Below are 23,619 nucleotides of genomic sequence, written 5' to 3'. Positions count from 1 at the left end.
GATAAAATTTTCGAAGTTACCATATCTCGGCAACTTAGCCTTGCCTAAATCCTATACCCTCGGATACCCCCGTGAAGGTCCACTCCCTGCCATCGGTCTAGACAAAGCAACCCCCCTTCCACTCTGCTGTGGAAGGGGGGTTCGAGAAGCTACTTATTGCGGTTTTTTTCCCGAGAACGCGAACGAGCTCGCTCTGTAGCATTGAGGTTCACCTTGCGCACGCGCAAGATATTCGGAGTAACCTCAACACACTCGTCTTGACCACAGAACTCCATGGCCTCATCGAGCGATAGCACGTGCGCTTTAGCCAGAGTCACCGTAGCGTCGGCTGTTGCCGAGCGCATATTGGTGAGTTTCTTTTCCTTGGTAATATTGATGTCCATATCTTCATCGCGGTTATTGGCACCAACGACCATGCCCTCGTAGGCTTCCATGCCAGGTTCGACGAAGAAATTGCCGCGATCGGACAATTGCTGAAGGGCATAAGCTGTAATTTGACCGGAACGATCGGCCACGAGGGAGCCCGAGGCGCGACCCTTGATTTCCCCCGCCCATGGGCGAGCTTCGATCGAGTACGAGTTGGCTATGCCTGCACCACGGGTTTCCGTGAGGAAGGTGGTACGGAAACCGATGAGACCACGAGAGGGCACGTCGAATTCCATCCGGACCCAATCGCCCGACAGGTTAGACATTGACGTCATCTGCCCCTTGCGGGCTGCGAGCAACTGAGTTACTGCGCCTTGATACTCTGATGGTGTGTCGATAACCATATGATCATGGGGTTCGTAGATTTTGCCATCGATATGCTGCAGCACAACCTGGGGTTTGCCCACAGTGAGCTCAAAGCCTTCCCGACGCATGGTTTCTACCAGCACAGATAGCGCCATTTCGCCACGCCCCTGCACCTCCCAGGTATCTGGACGCTCGGTGGGCAGTACCTTGATGGATACGTTACCAATGAGCTCCTGGTCCAAGCGTGCCTTGACAACACGCGCCGTGAGCTTGTCGCCTCCGCCTTTACCAGCTAGTGGTGAGGTATTAACACCAATGGTCATAGAGATTGCGGGCTCGTCGACGGTAATGCGAGGCAGCGCAACTGGATGTTCGATATCGGCGAGGGTATCACCGATCATAATATTGTCGATACCTGAGATCGCCGCGATATCGCCAGCGACCATCTCATCATTAGTGGATTCGCGGGACACACCCACGGTGCGCAACAGTTCTGCGATTTTAACGGTTTTAACGTGCTGGTTACCCTCGTCGTCGTAATGGATCCACGCCACCTGTTGGCCCTTTTTCAGGTGGCCGGAGTGAATGCGAACGAGCCCGATACGCCCTAAAAAGGAGGATGAATCCAAGTTTGTCACGTGGGCCTGGAGTGGCGCATCGATGGTTGCTGATGGTTCTGGGAGTGCCTCGTAGATGACATCGAAGAGTGCTTGAAGGTCTGGAGCGTCTGGCACGTTTCCATTCCCAGGATTCTTGGTAGAGGCGCGGCCTTCACGTCCGGAAGCATAGAGCACCGGGAGGTCGAGCAGCTGCTCGGCAGCCTGCGCAGCCTCGGGATCATCAAGAGAAGAGGCCAGCTCGAGGAGCAGATCCTGAGACTCTTCCACAACTTCGTCAATACGAGCATCGGGGCGATCGGTTTTATTGACCACGATAATGACGGGCATTTTGGCGGCGAGCGCTTTGCCGAGCACGAAGCGAGTTTGTGGTAGTGGCCCCTCAGAGGAATCAACGAGGAGAACAACGCCGTCAACCATGGATAGGCCACGTTCGACCTCACCGCCGAAATCGGCGTGACCTGGTGTATCGATAACGTTGATAACGAGGTCTTGGCCGTCTTTGCCTAATCCTTTGCGACGAATGGCAGTGTTCTTTGCCAGGATGGTGATGCCCTTTTCTTTCTCAAGGTCACCCGAATCCATGACCCGATCGGTGACCTCACCGCGGTCACCGAAAACGCCGGACTGCTCTAGCATGGCGTTCACGAGGGTAGTTTTGCCGTGGTCGACGTGTGCGACGATGGCAACGTTGCGAAATTCTGGATGACTCAAGAGGTGCTCCCACTATAAAGGAAAGAAAAATAACGGTACAACCCTACTCCACCACGGCCAATCATGGCTACTTTCGGCCCCATTTAGGTTCCAGCGTGCACCTTTACTTCGCAATGATCGATCGCTCTAGTCACCTCAATCCGCTACTGGAAAACAACCGATCCCTGTTATAAGTGGGACAATTGTGCTAGAAAAGTATTAGATTTGAGAACTTTATCTGAGAGGCCTAGGGGTGAATCCCACACTGCTCAGCAAAGATTCTTCGGACACAATATTCTAAGTCACGGGAAAGGCGATCGACCTTTCCTATCGCTTCCAACCTTTGGCACCTGCAGGAGACGGCCCCACTATGTTCAGAAAAAAAGCTGCATCATTACTAGTTGCCACCGCAGGCCTTCTCATCCCTGCTGCTTTGAGTCCGGTCGCTCACGCCGCGGAGCCCGCCTTATCATCGCAGTCACATATCACTGTGCCTCCAGCGATTGATTTGAGCCAGTATCCCGCTTGGCCCATCGATAATCTAGGGCGCCCGAAGGCTCACCTCCTCGACCAAGCTGCAACCTTTGCACAATCCGCGCCGTTGCCGGATATGCTTCGCACCGCCATCATGGCTGGGGTGGGCTTCTTTAAAGGCGAGGGGGAACCGGGCGTAGATCTTCCGGCTGACGGTCCCCGCTTCTTCCAGTTTGGGTGGCCCACCGTTGCCCGTAGCTGTATAGGAGGAGAGCTAGACTCGGTCGGTAGTGCCATCGCAGTGCCAGGACCCGCCTCGCTCCCCCTACCGGGAGTGGCTGATGGGGAGACCGCTTTCGTCTTTACAGCATTAGGAACTGGCACCTTGGATCGGTCTGATATGCGAGTACGGTGGTTTAATCTCAGCACGCTCACCAGCGGAGAGATCATCCTTGACCAGAAGGGTATCAACCCAGAGGGGCCAGCGACCGCAACTGCCACTGCTCCAACGGGACGCGGGCACATTGTAGCCGTAATGGATGGAGGGATGAGCACGATAGAAGGGGAAAGTGCAACATATTGCACCTTTGCCCCTACTAGCGTAGCTTTCGAGGTTAAATAATGGTCGATCTCCATCCCATCAAGGAAGAAGTATTTGATCTGGAATCCAAGATCAATATCGACCCCAAGGGTTTTAGTCGCGCTGTAGATTCCTACCGCACGACTCCATGTGGACTGTATATGGCTCGCGGCGCCGATCACCCTCAGTTTGGTTACCTAGAATCGTGGTTATTGCCAAAAATAGGCCTACGGGCAAATAAATTTCACTACCGAGACTCGGTTAAAAAGCGTGAAGATATTTATATCGACGTCGTGGACATAGATATCAAAGCGGATACGTGGACCACGCGCGATCTCTACGTGGATCTCATGTGGATCCGTGGCAATAGTATCGAGGTTCTTGATATTGATGAGCTCGCCGCCGCGACGTCGGCAGGGCTAATTTCCGCTGATGATGCTGAGATGGCAATCGAGTCCACGCTGAGAGCTGTAGAGGGAATAACCCGCTATGGGGATGATCCAACACGGTGGATGTACTCCCAGGGGATAGATATTCGATGGGCCAAAGCGGTTACCTTGTCCCCTGCTGCGAATTCCTAAGATCCCTGGAGTCACTTCCTTCACTTCTGAACCTCTCGCGGGTAGACTCCCAGCTATGCTCACCGATATTCGCCGGTTAGACCGCTCGAGATTCCGAGTGAGCTTTAGCCACCCCCACAAACATGGAGCCACACGGCTCCACGAGACTAAAGATGATCCTAACCATAACGACACCCCGACTGGGCCTATGTTGAAGCACTACCGTGTGCGTCCACATGCACGCGAAAGTGCGAGAAAGATAGCCTCCCTCTTTCGGCTGTGTGATTATGGGCGCCACAGAGAAGAAGCCATCAACCTAATACTAGAGCGCGAACTCGTTTCCTAAAGCACCCTAGTTTCACAGACAACCTGGGCGTAGCACTGTCTTGCCCTATAGATAGAGATAGCAGATACTTACTCATGAAAATTATTCGTTTGCTCAGTACCACTGTCATGCTGGGGATATCACTATTATTTGGCTCTAGCCTTGGATCTGTACCAGAAGCGCACGCGGTCATGGGTGGGCGTTATATACCCAACGAATCGGTAGCCTTAGTCGTGCTCGGTCACTCACAATGCTCGGGCACGGTAATCGCCCCAACGTGGGTACTTAGCGCCAAGCATTGTGTGCATCAGGGACCCTCGTTGATCCGAATTAAGGGGGAGAATTTTTATCCCACTGAGGCAGTGCTGCACCCTCATGATGATCTAGCTCTGTTGCGGCTTCATCGCCCTACCTCAGCGCGAGCGGTCCCGCTGTCATCATCCCACCTCCTCCCTGGTGAACATGGCATCCTCACCGGCTTCGGTGCTCACCCCAATGGTCAGGCAACAACCGCTGACGCCCATATCACCCGGCGTGTGCACCGTCTTCCAGCGCCCCTAGATACGGTCACAATTATAGAATCGAACTTTACCGGCGGACGTATTAGCCAGGGAGATTCTGGCGGACCTCTCTTCGACGACAGCGGAGCACTCGCGGGTGTTCAATCCGCCATGACCGAACCTGGCACGGTGGGTTTTATTACCCCAGTGGCCGAGCATAGTTCGTGGATCAGCCGACACGCAGGCATCCCAGCTCCGGTGATCATCGATCGACCTGCCCCGCTTATCGACGCCAGCCAGTCGCCTACTGTTGTTCCTCTCCCCGCGGTCCCCCCGGTGGGCATCTCAGCTATCGAGAGTTTACTTAATTACCAATTCGATATCCGCGTACTCACCCCAGGTGCGATCCTGAGTAGTTAGAGTAGGAAAAAAAGCCCCTTTTTATCAGGGGCTTTTCTCTACCAAGGCGATGGCTTATAAATCGACACCTAGTTCGATACCTAAGCCCGGAACCGAATCGATAAGATCGCGGGTGTATTCTTGCTGTGGATTAAGGAATAGTTGGTCGGCGGTTCCTTGTTCGACTACTTTGCCCTTCTTCATGACAACCACCTCATCAGCGGTCTGGCGAACCACCGCGAGATCATGAGTGATAAATAGATAGCTTAAGCCGAGGTTTTCCTGCAAATCTGCGAGTAATTGTAGGATTTGATGCTGGACCAACACATCCAATGCCGATACAGCCTCGTCCAGGACCACAACTTCAGGATTGAGGGCGAGTGCGCGAGCAACGGCGATACGCTGGCGCTGGCCTCCCGACAATTCATTTGGATATCTGCGCATAGCCGATCGAGGCATTGCCACCATGTCGAGGAGTTCCGCGACTCTGTTTTCCCGCTCCTGTCGATTCCCTACCTTGTGCACGATGAGAGGCTCTTCGATACACCGGTAGATGGAGTACATGGGGTCCAGGGAACCATAGGGGTTTTGGAAAACCACCTGTAGCTTCCGGCGCATGGCGAAAAGTTCCTTCTCGTTGAGAGTAGAAAGATCAGTTCCCTTGTAATAGATTTTACCGGAGCTGGGGTCTAAAAGATTGAGTACCACATTCGCTACTGTCGACTTCCCAGAGCCCGACTCTCCTACGAGGGCGAGGGTCGTACCCTTTTTCAAGCCAAAGCTCACATTATCTACAGCTTTGAGTATCGATTTACTCCCACGCGCGCCGCGAACTTTGAATTCGCGCGTGAGATTCTCCACTCGGATGATCTCCTCGTGGTCATTCTCGCGCTTTCGCCTTAACAGCTCCTTTGGAGTGAGCCCTCGCTTTTGGGCAGACTGGATGCGCGCTGAGGCTAGGGACGGAGCGGCATCCACTAAACGCTGCGTATAGGGATGCTGCGGGTTCTGGAGGATCTCAATAGAAGAACCTGATTCAACTACGCGACCGCGGTGCATAACCACGAGGTGCTCCGCACGCTCGGCAGCCAAACCTAGGTCGTGGGTGATAAAGAGTACGGCGGTTCCTAAGTCTTTGGTGAGATTTCCCAGGTGATCGAGGATACGTTTTTGCACGGTTACGTCAAGCGCAGAGGTGGGCTCGTCAGCAATCAGCAATTTAGGACGAGCTGCTAGGCCCATGCCTATGAGCGCACGCTGGCGCATACCGCCAGAAAATTCGTGTGGAAACTGCTTGGCGCGGCGTTTCGCATCCGGGAGTCCGGCCTCTTTTAAGAGCTCCGCAACCTGCTCGTCCATTTCGGCCTGTGGGACAACTTTGTTTGCTTTGAGCGACTCTTTGATTTGAGTACCCACGCGCCATACTGGGTTGAGGTTACTCATGGGGTCCTGCGGCACCAGGCCAATATCGGAACCTCGGAGTTCATTGAGCTCTTTCTCGGACAGGTGCGTGATATCGCGACCTTCAAATGTAATGCTACCGCCAGTCACTTTTCCTGACCCTGGTAGCAGGCCAATGATGCTCATAGCGGTCGTGGATTTGCCGGAACCAGATTCTCCCACAATGGCCACAGATTGGCCGGGATAGATTGTCAGGTTGATCCCGCGCACTGCCTCGACTGTTCCAGTGGTGGACTCGAAGGAGATCTTGAGATCCTGCAATTCCAGCAACGGGGCGGGCAGGGTTGGTTGTGGTTGGGTCATCTCTTTGTTCTCCTACTTATTACGGGCTTTAGGATCGAGTGCATCACGGACCACATCGCCCATCATGATAAAGCTCAAGACGGTAGCCCCGAGGGCCACAGCCGGATAGAACAACACCATTGGCTGGGTGCGCAATGAGGCCTGTGCCTTGGCAATATCGCCGCCCCAGGAGACAACGGTGGGCGGCAATCCTATGCCTAAAAAGGACAGGGTTGCTTCGGCCACGATAAAGGTACCTAAGGCGACCGTGGCATAGACAATGATGGGAGCAGCGGCGTTGGGGAGGATATGTGAGGTGAGAATTTTCCACCGAGAAGCTCCCACGGCACGCGCCGCCGTCACGAATTCCTCATTTTTAGTTTCCAAAACGGCACCGCGGGTAATACGACCAATTGATGTCCAGCCGAACATGGTGAGTACTAAAACGACGGTGATGATCGTACGATATTCTTTGAACATTTGCATCACCACGATAGCAGCAAGAACGAGAGGTACTGCATAGAAAATATCGGTGACTCTCGACAAAATAGCGTCAATAATTCCACCGAAATAGCCGGCTAGGGCGCCCACCGTGGTACCGATCACAACGACAGCCAAGGTTGTCAAAACCCCCACGGCCACGGAAGCACGCGCCCCGTAGACAACGCGGGCATAGATATCACAGCCCTGTCGGTCAAAACCGAAGGGGTGTCCGGAGCGCGGACTATCTAGTGAGTTAGCCAGCTGACAGAAAGTGGGATCCGTTGAGGTGAAAAGCTGTGGGATTGCTGCGAGAGCGAGAGCTATCAGGATAAGGGACCCCGCGACCCAAAATAGTGGTCGCCGGCGCAAGTAGCGCCACGCTTCACCCCAGACGGAAGTAGGCGCAGATTCATCGGCAACTGCGTCAACGGCGCCAAGGCCTGTCTCATCAGTGTGAGCAATAAAACGCTCTTGGCCTGGAAGAGTACGGGGATTATGAGAATTATGCATAGCGAATCCTTGGGTCCAGCACAGCGTAGAGAAGATCTACGGCGAGGTTAGCGATGATATATACGATCACCAGCACGGTGGTAAAGGAAACGACAGTCGTGGGCTCGCCTTTCAAAATTGCTTGATAGATCGCTCCACCTACTCCGTTGATTCCAAAAATGCCTTCGGTGATAATGGCCCCGCCCATGAGCGCGCCTAAGTCGGCGCCGAGGAAGGTTGCCACTGGTATCAGCGAGTTACGCAGCACGTGACGTCGCGTTACCGTACCGCTGGCAAGTCCTTTGGCCCTGGCAGTACGCACGAAATCTGCGCGGAGGTTTTCACTCACGGATTGTCGCGTGAGTCGCACAACGTAAGCGAAGGATAAGGCACCTAGCACCGCCGCGGGCATGAGGAGGTTGACAAAGGTTTCGCGGGCGCCGACGGTGGGCGGCAGAATCCCCCACTTGACGCCGATGAGAAATTGAAAAAGAAAGCCTATGACGAAGGAAGGCACTGCAATCACGATAAGTGAGGTCACAAGAACCGTGGAATCGAAAATTCCGCCACGGCGCATACCAGCAACAACGCCGAAGAGGACTCCGAGGACGGCTTCAAAGATCAGTGCCATCATGGCCAGTTTGATAGTGACGGGAAAGGCATTTGCCATCGCTTCGGCTACGGGACGTCCGGAGAAGGTCGTTCCGAAATCGAGCATGAATACGCCCTTGATATACAGCAAATATTGGATGATGAAGGGCTTGTCCAGATTATATTCGGCGGTAATTCTCTCGCGGGCGGCGTCAGTGAGCCCGCGTTCGCCCCCTAAAGCCTCTACGGGATCGCCAGGCATGAGAAATACCAAGGCATAGAGCAGCAGGGTGGCGCCAAAGAATACCGGAATCATCTGTAGAACGCGGCGGCCAATATAGCGCAACATTGGATTAGTTCCTTATGAATTGAAGTATTATAAAAGGACTCTGGCCCCGCGCATGTGAGTACGCACGGGGCCACAATCATGAGCTACGAAGGAGCTCTAAGGTATCTAGGCCTTTTTCACCATGTAGTAAACAGGCTGGCTATTCCACCCGAAGGCAACATCTGTGACTTCTTCGCTATAACCAGCGGTGACGTTGGAATACCACAGGGGCAGGACAGGCAAGTCTTGGAGCAGGACTTCCTGTGCTTCCAGGAAGTAGGACCGTCCGTCTTCTACGGTGTCTGCCCCATTACCTAAGGTTAGGAGAGCATCGAACTCGGGATTAGAATATCCGCCATCATTCGACGATGCACCCGTGGCGTACAGTGAAACCAGGAAGTTCGCGAGTGAGGGATAATCTGCCTGCCATCCGGTGCGGTAAGCGCCGGTGACATTGCCAGAGGTGACATCGTCACGCAGGGATTTGAAATCTGGATACGGGGATCCCACCGCCTGAATACCGAGCGTATTCTTGATTTGGTTAGCTACCGCGTCCACCCATGCTTGGTGTCCGCCATCGGAGTTGTAGGCAATAGTAAATTCGCCCTCATAGGGTGCGATTTCATCGGCTTTGGCCCACAGCTCCTTGGCCTTTTCTGGGTTGTATTCCAGCACCTCGGAGCCTTTAAGAGAATCGGAGTGGCCTGGAATGACAGGAGACGAATAATCGGTAGCTGGAGTGCGAGTGCCATCGAAGATAGCTTTGGTCACTTCTTCACGATTAATCGACAGCGAGATCGCTTCGCGGCGTAGCACGCCCTCTTCTCCGGTGAAGTGCTCGAGGCTATAAGGAATGGTAACAGATTGGAAGATAGCCGCAGGTTGGTTGACAGCCCGCTCGCCCAATTCGGATTCGAAGGAAGCAAAGGCGGTGTCGGGGATGGCGTCTAAGATATCAAGGTTACCGGACAGCAAATCAGCATAAGCCGCGTCCTGGGAGGCATAGAAGACAAATTTAATGCCGTCATTTAGTGCCTTACGGGGGCCGTCGTAATTCTCGTTAGGAACAAGAAGGGCGTCTTGGTTGTGATTCCACTCCGTGAGTTTATACGGACCATTACCTGCGGGGGACTCACCGAAAGCCTCGATATCATCGAAGGCAACGGCAGGCAGTGGGTAGAAAGCAGAGTAACCTAAGCGAGAGGGGAAATCGGACTCGGGCTGATTCAACTCGATCTTAAAGGTCTTCTCATCAACTACTGTCAAACCCTCGAGTGGCTTGCCTTCTTCAAAACCCTTGATGGGTTCGAAGAAAAAGGCGTTGCGGAGAGAATTTTCCACACTATAGCTCCAGGTATCCACGAAATCTTGGGCAGTTACTGGAGTGCCGTCCGCGAAGCTGATGTCGTCTTTCAGAGTGACTACATAGGTCTTGTCGCCTTCAAGCTCAATGGATTTAGCCATATCGTTGTGCGTTTCACCCGCCGCGTCATAGTAGAGCAGACCCGAGTAAATAAGCTCGACTATTCGGCCTCCACCAGTTTCGCTGGTATCCGCCGGGATGAGAGCGTTTTGAGGCTCAGTACCAAAAGCGGTGATGTAATTCGTGGCGCTCATCTTTTGATCGTCGGATGCGGAGTTTGAATCGGCGTCGGTAGCACACGCTGCAAGGATAAACGCAAGTGATGTACCTGCGCCTACCGCGATAGTTTTCTTGAGAGACATTAAGCAGCCCTTTCGTTGAAAATAAAAAAGACGAAGCGTACTTCGTCGGTTGCTTATCATCAACCCTATAGGGTGATCTATCTCATGCAAAACAATCAAAAGTTACCTAGGGAACAATTTCAGCTTATACCCCCTTCCATTTCGCTGTGTGCTGCGAAAACATCGTGAACGAGTAGGGGTAATGCTACCCCTACCCCCGGCGATCTTTGTTCGACGAAATTCTTTCAAACGATTGGTATTAGGTGACGCTAGAGAGAGTCTCGGATCCTCGATAACCGTCTCCCCCTATCCCGCTTATTAAAGCGTGTTGCTAAAATCGAAGCCGGCATTGCTGCTATTCTCTCAACCCCGTATGCGCTGGAGATTGGAGAAGTACTGGGCATGAGCAGAGGTAGCAATGAGCTTCTCCAGCTCCTCGAAGTGTTCATCCTCTTGGCGTGCCCACAGATCCCAGTAAGGGGCATAGTCAGGATCACGGTCTAAGGCGCGCTTTTTCCTTTGTTCGGTCTCGAGTTCCAAGAGAATAAGGTGCGTTCTACAAAAACGGCGAGCAGCTTTAATTGCTTCCAGACTGATGGCACCGACCCCTTCAACAATGAGGCCTCGTCGAGGATTTTTCAAGGCGCTCATATCCACTGGTACCCACTCCCCGCGCTTATTCTCCTCCCAATTCCACCGGAAGTAGCCGGCGCGGTTCGCTTGGAGAATTGATCGTGCCACTATCTCTCGACCAGCCGCTAGGCCCTCCCATCCCGGGTAAAAATCGTCTAGGTGAATAACCTCGTAATCTAAAACTCTAGACAATGTGGCAGCTAAGGTTGTCTTCCCGGATCCACTGCGACCATCGATGAGAATAATCATGCGCCAAGAAAATGGAAGGATCCGGTATAGATAGCTACCCCGAGACTCATAAGAGATGCAACGAAGCATCCAACGAGCAGCAGAGTATCTCGAGGGTTCCATGAGGAGACACGGGCCTTGGTGCGCTCAGGGTAGCGGCCGAAACCGCGCGCCTCCATAGCGGTTGCCAATTTAGCACCGCGCCTAAGAGCGAGCACGAGGAGTCCGAATGTTAAAGCGATCGTGGTTGTCAGCACCCCTCTATTATCGATGCCTCGAATACGGCGTGAGCGCCGCATCGTTTCCAAATCTCGCTGGAAGAGGCTGATCAGTCGTCCACCAGCGACCGCCGCGATCACAAAAGTGTGCGGCAGTTTTAAGTTTTGGGTTAAGGAGTCCCCTAAAGCCGTGGGGTCAATTCGACCCATCATAACCAAAACAGGAAGCGCAACCGCGAGGACGCGCACCATAATGGCAGCAGCGAGCTGGAGGGAGTTGTCGGTCACATGAGCGAAGAAGAAAGAGAAATATTCTCTACCCTCAGGCCTTCCGTATAGCGCCATCGATATACCTGCGATGGGAGTGAGGAAGAGAATGGGACGGGCATTTTTCAGCAGAGTCAGTAGCGGCACTCCCAAAAATGGCGCAGCGATCAAGGTGATCAGGAGCGCCACTGCGGCGCTAACAACGTCAACGCTTAGCAGTAAGGGAGTGGTAAATACCGCCACAGCTGCGATACGCGCCACCGGGTTGAAGCGTGAAATCAGCGTGTCGTGATTTTTGGTGGTTGTGGTTGTCATAGTTTGACCTCTTCATCGGCCATCGCCTCAACGAAAAGTCGATCGTGAGAAATTGATACCACGGTGACTCCGTGATCCGTTAGTTCCCTAAGCAAAGTAACGAGCTCTATGAAAGTATTGCGATCTTGGCCGAAAGTCGGTTCGTCGAGGAAAATCAGCTGCGGTGATTTGACCAAGGTTGTTGCTACCGAGAGACGTCGCTTCTGTCCTCCTGAAAGCGTAAAAGGATTAGCCTGAGCAAGGTGATCTAAGCGTAAGCGTTGCAGAATCTCGTCGGCTCGATCATACTCAGCCTGACTAATATCTTTACCCTTACCGTTGCCTGCTCCCACGAGGAGTTCTTCGCGCACGGATCGGGCAACGAATTGGTGCTCTGGGTCTTGGAAGACGCAGCCAATGCGTTGTGATAGTTGTTCTGAACTCCACTGAATAGGCTGCTTTTTCAGGCCGCGAGCAATTTGCTCATGAAAACTGATCGTTCCACCCAAGGGTTTGAGAAGTCCGGCGAGAGTGAGCATGAGGGTCGACTTCCCAGCTCCATTAGGGCCGGTAATCACTGTTGATGACCCTAGGCGTATACGAACATCGCGCTGTGAGAGTGGACGATCCCATCCAGTGACGAGACCTGAGGTCTTTATCGCCCATTCCTGTTTATCGAAGGTGCAGGGGCTTTGTGCTGGTGGCAGCTGTGGGTCGTGTCCTGGCATCCATACCCCTTGCTCGGCGAGCATGCGCCCATGAGAGGTAGAAATTTCGTGAAGTGGTGCATCAGCTTGCAGGATACCGTCGACAAGCACGAGCGCTCGATCGACAGTTCGCGCCCAGGTGTGCACGCGATGTTCGACAATGATGAGGGTGGCGCCGGTTTCCGCGATGACCTGATCGACAGCACGCACGACCTCCTCCACTCCCTCGGGGTCAAGATTCGCGGTGGGCTCATCGAGGAGGATGATATCTGCGCCCATGGCAAGAACAGCTGCTAAGGCCAGACGCTGCTTTTGCCCGCCCGATAACTCAGCCGTAGGGTGGTCTAAGGGAAGATCTAGGCCAACCATATCGAGGGACTGGCGCACTCGAGGCCAAATCTCCTCGGCTGGAACCTGCAAATTCTCGCATCCAAAGGCAATATCGTCTCCGACCTTGGAGGCGATAACTTGTGAATCTGGATCTTGGAGCACCATGCCTACGATCCCTGATACCTCAAGGTGGCCACTTGTATCCCCTTCATCAGCACCGAGTACCCCGGCTAGGGCTGCCAGAAGGGTCGATTTTCCCGACCCAGAGGCCCCAAGTAGCAGGATCTTCTCGCCAGCCTTTATGCTGAGACTTAATTGGTTAAGCGCTGGCTTTTTTCGGCTTGCGTGACGGAAACTAAAGCGATCGAGTTTAATCTGTATATTCACTACTACTGGTCCTCAAGGATGTTCTCACTTTTACTATCTGCGCTTTTCTTCGGAGTTACCGCTGGTTTGGTTGGAGCGGCCACCAGCCTCCTCATCGAGAATATCGCGTGCCTTAACCCGATCTTGCTTCTTCCCGCCGGGGTGGTGGCGGCGGGTGCGTGGCTGATGATCAGCCGCCGTTGGAGTATTAGTGTAGCTTCAGCGATAACTACTGGAGGGCCGCTGCCAGTAGTGCCCACTCTTATCGATGCGACCATGCAACTCCTTCTTGTTGGTCTCGGTGCGTCATTGGGTCGCGAACAGGCGCCTCGGCAGGTAGCAGCCGCGCTGAGCTCACGTATGGACAGGGTCGTCATCGCTGGCGCCGCTGGAGGTGGTTTGGCAGCAGTCTACAATGTGCCACTAGCTGGAGCACTCTACGCGTTTTTGTTGCTCCCTATAACCCGAACCGTGCGGAATTTTCTGGTATGCGCTCTGATGGCTGGCGTAGCCACCCTAACCTCGTGGCTAGTTCTTGATGTAGGAACCATCTATTCAGTTACCGAATCTCCAATCAGCACCGAAGACCTGGGAGCATATCTTTTCACCGCACTGATGGCTATGACGCTGGGATTGTTATTGCGTGAATTAGGCTCGAGGTCACTCCGTGCCACCAGCTCCATCACGCTCCTGAGCATCCCACTAGCTTGCGCAACTGTGTGGATAACAGCAACCTATATTCCCCCGGTAACCGGTAACGGGCAGCTCATTGTGGAACAAGCCTTACTCGGTCTCGACCCCACATATGCTCTGATATTAATTATCGCCAAACTTGCACTAACGCTAGCAATGCTATCGTCGGGCGCTCGGGGCGGAGTGCTCACTCCCGCTTTAGCCTTGGGCGCTGCCGGGGGCGCTATGACCGCCTCATTGTGGAATACCAGCCCTGTGGCTTTGGCCCTATTCGGCGCTTTCTGCGCCTTGGCAATAAGCCAGCAGAGCTGGATTTTCGCGGCTATTTTTGTACTGGAACTAAGTCGACCTTCACTAGCACTCTCCGCAGTGATAACACTCAGTGCCCTTACTGTAGTGACAGTAGGAACCTTCGCTAAGAAGCGATATGCCCGACCTCCGAGATCAGCCACTCCCCCGGATCGGAGCAGCTAATGGCGGACAGCTAGACGAGATTCTGGCGTTCGCGTCCTGCAGCGAAACGATCCAGCGCTCCGGTAGCAGCAAGGGCCTTGACCAGATAGAAGGACAGAACGCCCGCGAGAATGGCACCCGAAACGGACATGGACGCCAAATAAATGAGGTTGAACTCGAAGGTCTTGGCAAGGTTTCCGGATAGGAAAAGTTCTAGAATAAAGGCTCCAACTGCCGCACCAATACCCGATAGTGCAGCTACCCCTAGGCCGAATCGCTTATACACAAAAGCGGCAAAGATGAGTTCTGCTCCGATGCCTTGGGCGAGACCCGAATAGACGGTCTCGATTCCCCACTGGTTACCTAGGCCGGCAGATACACAGGCAGCCAGTACCTCAACGAAAATCGCAGCGCCTGGCTTACGAATGATCAACCCACCGAGGACACCACCCATCAACCAGATACCCACGGAAATTCCGCCGAAACCAGGGGTCAGTGCGTTGGCAGCCTCGTACCAGGCATAACCGATGGAATTCCAGACCCAGAAGATGAGTCCAGTTGCGACACCTAGAACGGCCGCGATGACAATATCAATAACACGCCAATTAAGCATGGTTAGTCTCTCTTTCTCCCTAACGCTGGCATTACACACAGATCAGGTTCAATCGGTTTGATCTCAGCACCTCTTCCTCCGTTTGGCGGCGGAAAAGAGCACCCGGGATACGCTCATTATTATGGCGTACAGCTAGTGATACTAACGGATAAAACCGATGAAGACTACTCATCAGAAGTGGCCAACCTTATCTCTACCCCCACCCGCCCGCGCAGTTAGATTCGCTATAGTAACCACGTAAGTACCACAAATCCCATATATATAAGGACAATTTTATGGCTGGCGGACTCGCTGCACTTCTCGACGATATCGCACTCATCGCAAAAACTGCCGCCTCGAGTGTGGATGATATTGCTGCCTCGGCAGCCAAGACCTCCGCCAAGGCGGCAGGTCTTGTCATCGACGACACCGCTGTTACTCCGCGCTTCGTGGAGGGTGTCAGCCCTGCCAGGGAGCTTCCCATAATCTGGCGAATCACCAAGGGGTCGCTATTTAACAAACTCATTGTTATTTTACCGATCGCCCTGATCTTGAATACCTTAGCGCCATGGCTCCTCGTACCCATTCTAATGCTCGGTGGTTTTTATCTTTGCTTTGAGGGAGCAGAGAAATTTCTAGAGATGATCAGTGGTCATGAGCATCATCAAGAAAAGGCCGCACTCAAGGATGAAAAGGCTCTTGTTCGCGGTGCAATTACCACAGATCTCATCCTTTCAGCGGAAATTATGGTCATTAGTTTGAATGAGGTCGCAGATCAACCTCTCTGGAAAGAAGCAGCCATTCTCGTAGTCGTAGCGCTTGCTGTTACCGTCGGCGTCTACGGGTCGGTGAGCCTCCTTGTGAAGATGGATGATCTCGGCCTTAGCCTCATGACTAGGGATTCTCTTTTTGCCCAACGCACTGGCCGGGCGCTAGTCGCGGGGATGCCCAAGGTACTCGACATCATTTCTGTCGTGGGCCTGTTCGCCATGCTGTGGGTTGGAGGACATATCCTGCTTGCGGGCTTTTCTGACCTAGGATGGTCAGCTCCAATTGATTTTGTCCACCACTTAAGCCATCAAGCCTTGGCATGGGGTGGGTTTGTATCATGGTTGACCGATACATTCTTTTCCTTGGTTGTCGGTCTCGTAGCAGGCACGCTGATCGTCGGAATTTTTAAGGCTTCCAAGAGAGTCATCAACCCTCCCAAGGACTCCGCAAATCCGCGCTTATCTGGAAATTAGTGAATTCTCAAAGACGAGCGTAGGCTAGCCTATATTTGAAATAGTCCTGTCGGAAGGTTTATCTATGTCTGCAGTCGGATGGCGTCGCGCCATTATCGCTGGAACCACCGCTTCCAGCCTCCTTTTCACTCTGCCCGTAGCCCAGGCAGTTCAGGCAGTTCCCAGCGAAAGCACAGTGGAAAGCCCAAGCGATAGTAATGAAACCCCCGAGGCAAGCCGCCCCCGCGTGCTCGCTGACGGTCCAGTTGTCCGCGTGTTTTGGGACGCTATCCCAGGGGCCAAAGGCTATACCGCGACTATCGTTCTACCTTCGAAATCTGGCGAAGTTGTTTCCCCCAAGCACGGTGTATTCACTCAGACTGTGTTTACGGAAGTTCCTGCCGGCACGTACAGGGTGAAGGTTGAGCCCTTGACCAATAACCCGGGCGCCGATACCCCGATTTTCTCCGAGGAGTTTACGGTTTCGCACGACATCACGGTGCCCCAGAAGCCCAATGAGCCGCAGATTGAACTCCTCAAGGGCTCCAAAGCGCGTGTCTGGTGGTCACGGAATTCCAATGGCGGCGCTCGAGTGGAACACAGCATGGTCACACTGATCCCGAACGATGGCTCTCAAGTGATCACCGCCAAAGCTGACGGCGAGCTTAACGAAATTGAAATCGGTGGCCTGAAACTTAATACCACATATACAGCCTCAGTGGCGGTCCATAACGAAATTGGCGACTCTGAGCCGGCCAAATCCAGCGATAGCATCACTGTCACAGCTGACCCAGGTGATATATCCCTTAACCTCAACCCCCCACTGATTGATCCCACCAAAGAGAACACCTTTGTTTTAAGCGGCAGTGGTCTAACCGGCGGCGCTGTGGAAAAAGGCTTCTATGTGGTGGTGTGGAATACCAAGCAGTGGGAGCCAGGATATCGCCCCTGGCTGACCGAGGATGACACTCAACTCAGTTATAAGATGTCAGCCAGTGATATCACGAATGGGACGTTCACCAAACAGATCACAATTCCTGCCGATACTTTCGATATCTCCAAGGGCGACCGTTATATTGTCGGCATTACTGCGGAGAATTTCCGTAATGATCGGCGACTTGACCGAGCCATTGAGATCATTTTCACCCCCCTACCCGTCACCAACGTCACCGCGGAAGCCTCGGATGCTTCAGTTTCTGTCTCATGGGCTCCTGCTAGGGATCACCGCGTTAGAGAATACGTAGTCAAACTCTTTAACGCCGAGACCAATGAATTGGTCAAGAGCATCTCGCGGGGTAAAAATATTACGTCGACCTCTTTTGAAGGCCTCAAGGCCGGTCGCTATTACGCCAAGGTAGTCAGCAATATTCAGAGCGATTCTTCTGGCCAAGCGATTTACTCGCCTGAAGCTCGATCGACAGAAGTAGAGATTGCCAGCTCTAAGGTTAAAACAGTTCCTAGTGCGGTGCAGAGCGTCATCCTCGGTGACGGGAGAGCAGCTGGATCTTTAAAGATCAGCTGGATCGATGGGCCCCGTGAAGCTGGACAGGCCAAGATTACTGGATACCGTATCATCTTCACCGATGGAACTAAGACAGTCACCAAGACTGCTGAGCCATTAGATTCCTTGCTCGAATTCAATGGTTTCACCCAGGGCACCTGGACCGCAACAATCATTGCCGAAAGTGCTGCTGGTGATTCCGCCGCCAGTGCTGTCTCTAATTCTCACCAGATCACTGAGAAGGCCATCGAATTCACTCCTGAATTCCTGCTTTCTAATAATCGCATCAATGCCACCCGTGACACTACGATCAGGCTTAACGGCAGTGGCTATTTTGAGACGGACTCGGTCGATGTTGAGGTGCTTGACCTCGAGGGCACTACCTCGCTGCTAAAAGTCACAGCTCCAGTGTCTGGTGGCGAGTTGAACTATGAGTTGCGCATATCGGCTGGCACCCTAGAACCAGGAAAGAAATACCGCGTACGCACCCAAAAGGGCGATAAGTACCGTGCAACGCAGCTATTGAGCACCGAAGGAACCGAGGTAGCCAATCCACAGATTAGTTTCGATCAGCGGCCGCTTGATCCGACCATGGACAATGTAGTGCGCGTAAATGGCTCTGGATTCTATGGCGACGGCACCGCTAAAGGCGTCTACGTCACAATCCAGCCCCAAAACGCATGGCGTCCAGGCACTCCCGCTCACCGCAAGGGCGAAATTACAGCGCAACATATTTCTGTCGATCAATTGCGCGATGGACGTTTCACCGTTGATCTCATCATTCCAAAGGGTGTTCTAACCTCAAGCGATGCTCCGTATATGGTCAACACCTTCGCAGCCCATGCGCTTTCCCAGACTGACCGTAGCCTGGATTCCAGCACCCCACTTCCCGTAGATTTCGGCTCTGCTGCAACCCCGGATCCAGAAGTTTCGCCTACCCCCACACCGAAGCCCGATCCTCAACCGGCTCCGGAACCTACCCCAGACGACAACTCCGAAGGGTCGAGCCCAGGGATTATTGCGGCTAGTGTCATCGGATCGTTGACTGCATTGGCAGCAATCATTGGTGCTGTGATCAATTTCTTCCCTCAGATCATTCAGACTGTCAAAGGTTTCCTACGGCTGCCCTAACATATCCGACCTGTTCCTATAAAGCGCGTCGCCAAGCGCGACGCGCTTTATCTTTCGTCCCTTAAGGAAGTATCCTCCATGCGATTTTCTCGAGCACTGGCATCAGTTGTTGTCTCTTTCTCCCTGCTCAGCACCGGAATTGCTCACACCCAAGAAGTGTCCGCCTCGAAGCCCATCATCAATCAGGGCGATGCCATTAAACTCCAGGAGGGACCCTCCACATTCACCTGCACGGTTGGCTTCGTTGATAGAGAGAATCGGCGCATCTGGACTGCAGGTCACTGCGCCAGAGATAACTCTTTCGTTTTCACGTCAACTGGAACCGAAATTGGCGTGATAAAACATCCCTACGACGTGGATCCAACGATCGATCCGCGGGTGTCCGAACTCGAACGAAGAAAATTAACTGCCGACTACTTCTTCCACGATATTGCCTATATTGATCTCTCCGATAAGGTGACTCCAGGAAGCAATAAATTCTCTGGTGATCGCTATTACCAACCGAGCGTGGGCGACGACATTTGTCGATTTGGAGCCACGACTTTCGACCATGTTTTCTGCAGCAAAGTGCTACATATTGACGATCACTTAGCCTACGCTGCCGATCTTGGTACCAAAGGCGGCGACTCGGGTGGTCCAGCGTGGGTACCAGGGAAAGGCTATGTAGGCCAAGCAGTAGGTGCTTTTAACTTAGTGAGTGCCAGTGGCGCTCCCGCAGTGATGTCGATTATTCACCGCGCCGACTTTAATCAACAGATTCCGCAGCGCACCAAGGCTGAGGGTTTCGATCATTACTTCCCCTCGGCGGATAACCTGCTGCTCCAAAAAGCGACGTTGAAGGAGGTAATGGGAAACCACTTCGGGAGCGATCTTCCTAGTGCGGCGGAATACAACCGCATCCTGCGCGACAACGAGCTCAAGCTCAATAGGGCGAAAAGAGATCTCGATCTAGCTCAAGAGCGCTTCAATAATGCTGTGAATGATCGCAATCAAGCGCAGCAGAAACTCAATGAGGCTAAGGCGGACCTGGAGAAGCTGCGCCAGGAGTTCGACGGCAAAAACACCCAAGATCTTTCCCAGTTGCAAAAAAAATACGACAAGCTCCAAAAAGATTCCACAATTGGAATAGTGGTCGCTATTATCTCCGCTGTCATTGGATTATTTGCAGCGGTGGCTAGCTGGTTTGCTCCGCACGCCGGCATCCGGATCTAAACTCTTCACCCCAGTCTTAGTACTGGGGTTTTCTTATAGCAGTCTAAATCCTCTTTCCTCAGCGATCTTAAAATACTGGTTGCGCTGCGGTTTGTAGGTGCTAGAAATGTGCGTAATATGCTCAAAGAAAGTCGTCGTCACTCTCGGGCCCGACCGCTGCGCATAGTACTGCTCGACCAGCTCGTTGAAAGCACTGAGATGTTCTCCATAGTCTTCCGCTAGCGTATAAGCATCGTGGAACACCCTTAGTTGCGGACCTAGCTTGGGTTTTTTAACCTCGCGGTGATCATATGGGCCCCACGCCAATCCCACAACGGGCATGGTTCGAGGGGGAAGCTGACATATCTCGATAATTTTGCGGGGATCGTTGAGAATACTACCGAGGAAGACGCTGCCCATATCAAGCGATTCAATAGCGATCGCTGCGGTTTGCGCCATCAGTAAAGCATCGGTCATAGCTTGGAGGAAAATACCGACATCGAGGCGCTCCTGGGGGATTTTTACATCGAAACTTTCGGCATTCTCACGATTGCGGCAATCATCTGCAATAAAAATCCACAGCTCCGGTGACTGAGCAATAAAAGCTTGACCGGACATAGCAGCAATTTCACTCTTCTACTCTTGTGAGGAGATACGGATCATACAGGCGCGCATACCATAGTTGCTCGACGCGGTATTACTCATTGCGGAGAGGATAATATCAATGTCTTTGTCCTCAACTGGCTCGTTACGAAAGGCGCGCACACTAGATCGATTGTGTAGTAGCTCAGTGAACATTGGTCTCCTTAATTGTGATCTTTCGTCTTTTACAATATGCCATTCCACTATCTTGTTAGCTTTGAAGAGTTTGATTGTCTGAAGAGCTGGTGGAATGTGATGAGGTCGCTTTTAGCCATTCGCGAACCATGAGGGGCGCCTGGAGGGCACTAATCCTTGGGTAGCCAGATGGACTGCGCAAGGGTAAAAGTCTGTGTCCGGTCTGGATCTCACCATATATTTTGCGGATTTCTCTGAGATCGGGTCAGTGATCGTATTGTTCTGCAATTCCCATAACTTTTTTCATGAGCTGGCACCTCCAGGAAAGACACCGGCTGCCTCCACGACTATTAGGCTGCGAAGTGAAGATACCGAGGTATTAAAGTGCACCCCGTTATGGCCGCGGGCACTCCCCGGCAATAGCTCTTCATTCGGGCATACTCGAAGCAGGAGGTCTTGTTTTCACCCTGAGGTTTTAACTCAAAGGCTCTCATACTAGGGGTTTCACACTAGAGACCGTTTCTCCGACTCCGGAAATTGCCTGCACACCTGTTCACACTGGCAGCATACGGTTGGCACCCGCGCGTATCGCTTTCCGGGATCAGCGAGCTGCCGCAATGCGCGGGGCGTTCGACATAGAAATATGAGGTTGTGCGAAAATTCTGATGTGATTGTGCTTCCCTCTTCGTTGTGCCCCCTTAAAGAAGACTTGGTGGAGGTAAGGGAAAATTCGTGCCATTGCACACACGGCTTGGAGGCACGTATAAGTACCCTTGAGTAAGGGGGCAGAGCTTGTGTAAGTACTTTTTCCAGAATCGGCGGCACTCTTGATGGAACTACGCTTCATTCGAGGCGTATTAGATCTGCTTGCGTAGGCTTGGGCACTCGTGGGGCTACCTATAAATCGGTGGGTTAGGAGATAATTTTCCACCCCCACTCAAAAAAGTAATATATATCACAATTTTACAGTGTTGGTTGTTTTAGCCTCGTTATTCCACTAAGCCCGTCTACTTTTCCAAGCCACATAGCCGAAAGGGGGAAATTTACAGCTCAACACATATTTAAGCAGTACGGATCAACTCAATAAAGGTTGGGAAATCTTAGCTAACTCTTAAAGTGAGCCCTCTCACAGAGACCGCATCTTATATGGATTAGCAGCTCCACTCGGGCACAAAGCAAAGCCAGGGGCTCTACCCCCGGCTTAGCTGATTTAAGCTGTGCTAGCCTGAGGATGTTCAGCTATCACACCCGCCAAGGTCGATTGGACATCACTAGAGGACAAGTAGCATCAGCAGAAGTTCAGACCCTTTTCGCAGACCTGTCCGCGACTTATCTTTCATTTCCCGCTATACCGCCAAGTAATAGCGCGGGCTTTAAGTCGCTACCAGCATTGCTAAAAGATCCTGACTACTCCTGACACTACCGCTTTTATAGTGGATAATCAAATTTTTGTTTGTTTTAACCATTGGAAGAGACCAACGTTTTCTTAGCTAGGTCTCAGCTTAAGGTCTATATCTGCCTTGAGCTGGCAGTCCACCCGTGTTTTCCGATCGACAAAACCCAGCCGATAGCCCCGAACGACGATCATCGTTGCATAAATGTCATCCACTCTTATCGGAGGTTGTTTTGTTCTCTACTACACGCCGCAAGGCTCTTACTATCGCCGCTGCTTCTCTCGCAGCAAGCCTTGGCTTAACTGCTTGCTCCGAAGGCGGAGCAGGCGGCGAGGATGCAGTTCAGGTGCAGGGTCTTAACGAAACCACAGGGGAGCTCAAAGGCGAGGGCGCCTCTTCACAGGACAATGCCATGCGTGTGTGGGCTCCACTCTTTGAGGCCACCGGTTCCGCTCTCTCCTACAACCCGACGGGGTCCGGCGCAGGTCAAAAACAGTTCTTGGCTAGCGTGGTGGCTTTCGCCGGCTCTGATTCGCCACTCCAAGACAATAAAAAAGGCATCAACCAAATTGAAGAAGCTCGCACCCGTTGCGGTGGCAACGACGCCTGGCACCTGCCTATGGCCATCGGGCCGGTAGCCATTGCCTACAACCTTCCAGGAGTCGATATAACACTTTCGCCTACCTTAGTTGCAGAAATCTTCGATGGAGCCATAACCAAGTGGAACGACCCTAAAATTGCTGCACTTAACCCAGACGTCGCCCTTCCTGACACCGGTATTACGGTCGTCTTCCGCGCCGACGAGTCTGGTACCTCCGACAACTTCATGAAATTCTTAAGCGCCACCGCGGATGCTGCATGGCCTCACGAGCCTTCTAAGCAATTCCCGCAAGGAGTTGGCCAAGGTGCCAATAAGTCCTCGGGTGTAACTGATGAGGTTTCGGCTGTCGAAGGTGCCATCACCTATGTGGAATCAGGCTACGCAAAATCCAAAAACTTGGGAGTGGCGAAGATGGACTTCGGCTCCGGAGCAGTAGAACTCAACAAGGACACTGTCGGTAAGGCACTCGACTCCGTGGAGTTCAAGGGTGACGGCCACGATATGGTTGTCGATGCGAAGACCCTCTTCGCTATGAACGAACCTGGCGCCTATCCGCTGGTGCTCACCACCTACGAGATCGTCTGCTCCACATACCCCGACGATCAATCACACGATCGCGACCTTGTAAAGAACTTCCTCACTGTCGTGCTTGACCAAGGTCAGGGCCAAGCGCTGGAAGACGCGGGCTATATCCCGGTTCAGGGAGAATTCAAGACCAAGCTCGCAGCTGCCGTAGAGGCTATCCAATAGCTGTTCCCCCAGACTGAATTCCCGGTGCGGACTATCGTGTCCGCACCGGGCA

Annotated in this window: 20 protein-coding genes; 9 read left to right on the top strand and 11 right to left on the bottom strand. The window is 52.9% G+C overall.

Going from position 1 to position 23,619, the window contains the following annotated elements; translation table 11 throughout:
- Positions 1 to 149: 149 nt before the first annotated feature.
- Positions 150 to 2,063: a translational GTPase TypA gene (gene typA / locus N7326_RS05070; protein WP_259078113.1), complete on the bottom strand. Its 1,914-nt coding sequence runs from the start codon at positions 2,061 to 2,063 to the stop codon at positions 150 to 152.
- Between the two features lie 349 nt (positions 2,064 to 2,412).
- Between typA and N7326_RS05065 the strand changes: the two genes are divergently transcribed.
- From N7326_RS05065 to N7326_RS05050, 4 genes are all read left to right on the top strand, one after another.
- Positions 2,413 to 3,138, top strand: a complete 726-nt coding sequence (locus tag N7326_RS05065) for an Rv1157c family protein (RefSeq protein WP_259078115.1) — start codon at positions 2,413 to 2,415, stop codon at positions 3,136 to 3,138.
- Positions 3,138 to 3,677: a DUF402 domain-containing protein gene (locus N7326_RS05060; RefSeq protein WP_259078116.1), complete on the top strand. Its 540-nt coding sequence runs from the start codon at positions 3,138 to 3,140 to the stop codon at positions 3,675 to 3,677. Before N7326_RS05065 ends, N7326_RS05060 begins: the two co-directional genes overlap by 1 nt.
- 55 nt (positions 3,678 to 3,732) lie before the next feature.
- The gene (locus tag N7326_RS05055) at positions 3,733 to 4,002 is read left to right on the top strand and encodes a hypothetical protein (protein WP_259078117.1); all 270 of its coding nucleotides are present in this window, start codon (positions 3,733 to 3,735) and stop codon (positions 4,000 to 4,002) included.
- Between the two features lie 74 nt (positions 4,003 to 4,076).
- Positions 4,077 to 4,901 (top strand): trypsin-like serine protease, encoded by an 825-nt coding sequence (locus N7326_RS05050; RefSeq protein WP_259078127.1) that lies wholly within the window; start codon positions 4,077 to 4,079, stop codon positions 4,899 to 4,901.
- 54 nt (positions 4,902 to 4,955) lie between these two features.
- Here N7326_RS05050 and N7326_RS05045 read toward each other — a convergent pair whose 3' ends face one another.
- The 7 genes from N7326_RS05045 to N7326_RS05015 all read right to left on the bottom strand — a co-directional run bounded on the left by N7326_RS05045 (position 4,956) and on the right by N7326_RS05015 (position 13,282).
- On the bottom strand, positions 4,956 to 6,644 hold the full coding sequence (locus N7326_RS05045) for a dipeptide ABC transporter ATP-binding protein (protein WP_259078129.1): 1,689 nt from the start codon (positions 6,642 to 6,644) through the stop codon (positions 4,956 to 4,958).
- Positions 6,645 to 6,656: 12 nt separating this feature from the next.
- Complete coding sequence (locus tag N7326_RS05040) at positions 6,657 to 7,616, bottom strand: ABC transporter permease (RefSeq protein WP_259078131.1); 960 nt, start codon at positions 7,614 to 7,616, stop codon at positions 6,657 to 6,659.
- Positions 7,609 to 8,535 carry an ABC transporter permease gene (locus N7326_RS05035; protein ID WP_259078133.1) on the bottom strand — a complete coding sequence of 309 codons (927 nt, stop codon included), beginning with the start codon at positions 8,533 to 8,535 and terminating at the stop codon, positions 7,609 to 7,611. The genes N7326_RS05040 and N7326_RS05035 overlap by 8 nt, the downstream gene beginning before the upstream one ends.
- A gap of 105 nt (positions 8,536 to 8,640) precedes the next feature.
- Entirely contained in the window at positions 8,641 to 10,239 is a 1,599-nt protein-coding gene (locus tag N7326_RS05030) for a peptide ABC transporter substrate-binding protein (RefSeq protein WP_263088265.1), read from the bottom strand.
- A 342-nt stretch (positions 10,240 to 10,581) separates the two neighbouring features.
- Complete coding sequence (locus tag N7326_RS05025; RefSeq protein ID WP_259078143.1) at positions 10,582 to 11,100, bottom strand: hypothetical protein; 519 nt, start codon at positions 11,098 to 11,100, stop codon at positions 10,582 to 10,584.
- Positions 11,097 to 11,879, bottom strand: coding sequence for an energy-coupling factor transporter transmembrane component T family protein (locus N7326_RS05020; RefSeq protein WP_259078144.1), 783 nt, complete (start codon positions 11,877 to 11,879; stop codon positions 11,097 to 11,099). The genes N7326_RS05025 and N7326_RS05020 overlap by 4 nt, the downstream gene beginning before the upstream one ends.
- Entirely contained in the window at positions 11,876 to 13,282 is a 1,407-nt protein-coding gene (locus N7326_RS05015) for an ABC transporter ATP-binding protein (protein WP_259078146.1), read from the bottom strand. Before N7326_RS05015 ends, N7326_RS05020 begins: the two co-directional genes overlap by 4 nt.
- Before the next feature lie 18 nt (positions 13,283 to 13,300).
- On the opposite strand from N7326_RS05015, the gene N7326_RS05010 reads away from it, so the two are divergent.
- On the top strand, positions 13,301 to 14,428 hold the full coding sequence (locus tag N7326_RS05010) for a chloride channel protein (protein ID WP_259078148.1): 1,128 nt from the start codon (positions 13,301 to 13,303) through the stop codon (positions 14,426 to 14,428).
- 10 nt (positions 14,429 to 14,438) lie between these two features.
- Here the strand turns inward: N7326_RS05010 and N7326_RS05005 are convergent, their stop codons facing one another.
- A complete protein-coding gene (locus N7326_RS05005) occupies positions 14,439 to 15,020 on the bottom strand; it encodes an ECF transporter S component (protein WP_259078151.1) in 582 nt (193 codons plus the stop codon).
- 275 nt (positions 15,021 to 15,295) lie between these two features.
- On the opposite strand from N7326_RS05005, the gene N7326_RS05000 reads away from it, so the two are divergent.
- From N7326_RS05000 to N7326_RS04990, 3 genes are all read left to right on the top strand, one after another.
- A complete protein-coding gene (locus N7326_RS05000; RefSeq protein WP_259078153.1) occupies positions 15,296 to 16,243 on the top strand; it encodes a DUF808 domain-containing protein in 948 nt (315 codons plus the stop codon).
- Between the two features lie 64 nt (positions 16,244 to 16,307).
- A complete protein-coding gene (locus N7326_RS04995; protein ID WP_259078155.1) occupies positions 16,308 to 18,854 on the top strand; it encodes a fibronectin type III domain-containing protein in 2,547 nt (848 codons plus the stop codon).
- 78 nt (positions 18,855 to 18,932) lie between these two features.
- Positions 18,933 to 20,066, top strand: a complete 1,134-nt coding sequence (locus N7326_RS04990; RefSeq protein ID WP_259078156.1) for a hypothetical protein — start codon at positions 18,933 to 18,935, stop codon at positions 20,064 to 20,066.
- A gap of 33 nt (positions 20,067 to 20,099) precedes the next feature.
- On the opposite strand, the gene N7326_RS04985 is transcribed toward N7326_RS04990, so the two are convergent.
- Positions 20,100 to 20,663: a hypothetical protein gene (locus N7326_RS04985; protein WP_263088264.1), complete on the bottom strand. Its 564-nt coding sequence runs from the start codon at positions 20,661 to 20,663 to the stop codon at positions 20,100 to 20,102.
- A gap of 18 nt (positions 20,664 to 20,681) precedes the next feature.
- Entirely contained in the window at positions 20,682 to 20,843 is a 162-nt protein-coding gene (locus N7326_RS04980; protein WP_259078160.1) for a hypothetical protein, read from the bottom strand.
- A gap of 1,605 nt (positions 20,844 to 22,448) precedes the next feature.
- Here N7326_RS04980 and pstS point away from each other — a divergent pair.
- The gene (gene pstS / locus N7326_RS04975; RefSeq protein ID WP_263088263.1) at positions 22,449 to 23,567 is read left to right on the top strand and encodes a phosphate ABC transporter substrate-binding protein PstS; all 1,119 of its coding nucleotides are present in this window, start codon (positions 22,449 to 22,451) and stop codon (positions 23,565 to 23,567) included.
- Positions 23,568 to 23,619: the final 52 nt, after the last annotated feature.

Origin of the sequence: Corynebacterium sp. ES2794-CONJ1 (assembly GCF_025660615.1) — a bacterium.
Taxonomy (GTDB): Bacteria; Actinomycetota; Actinomycetes; order Mycobacteriales; family Mycobacteriaceae; genus Corynebacterium.
Note: the sequence above shows the minus strand (reverse complement) of the source record. Positions and strands in the feature narration are given on the sequence as shown.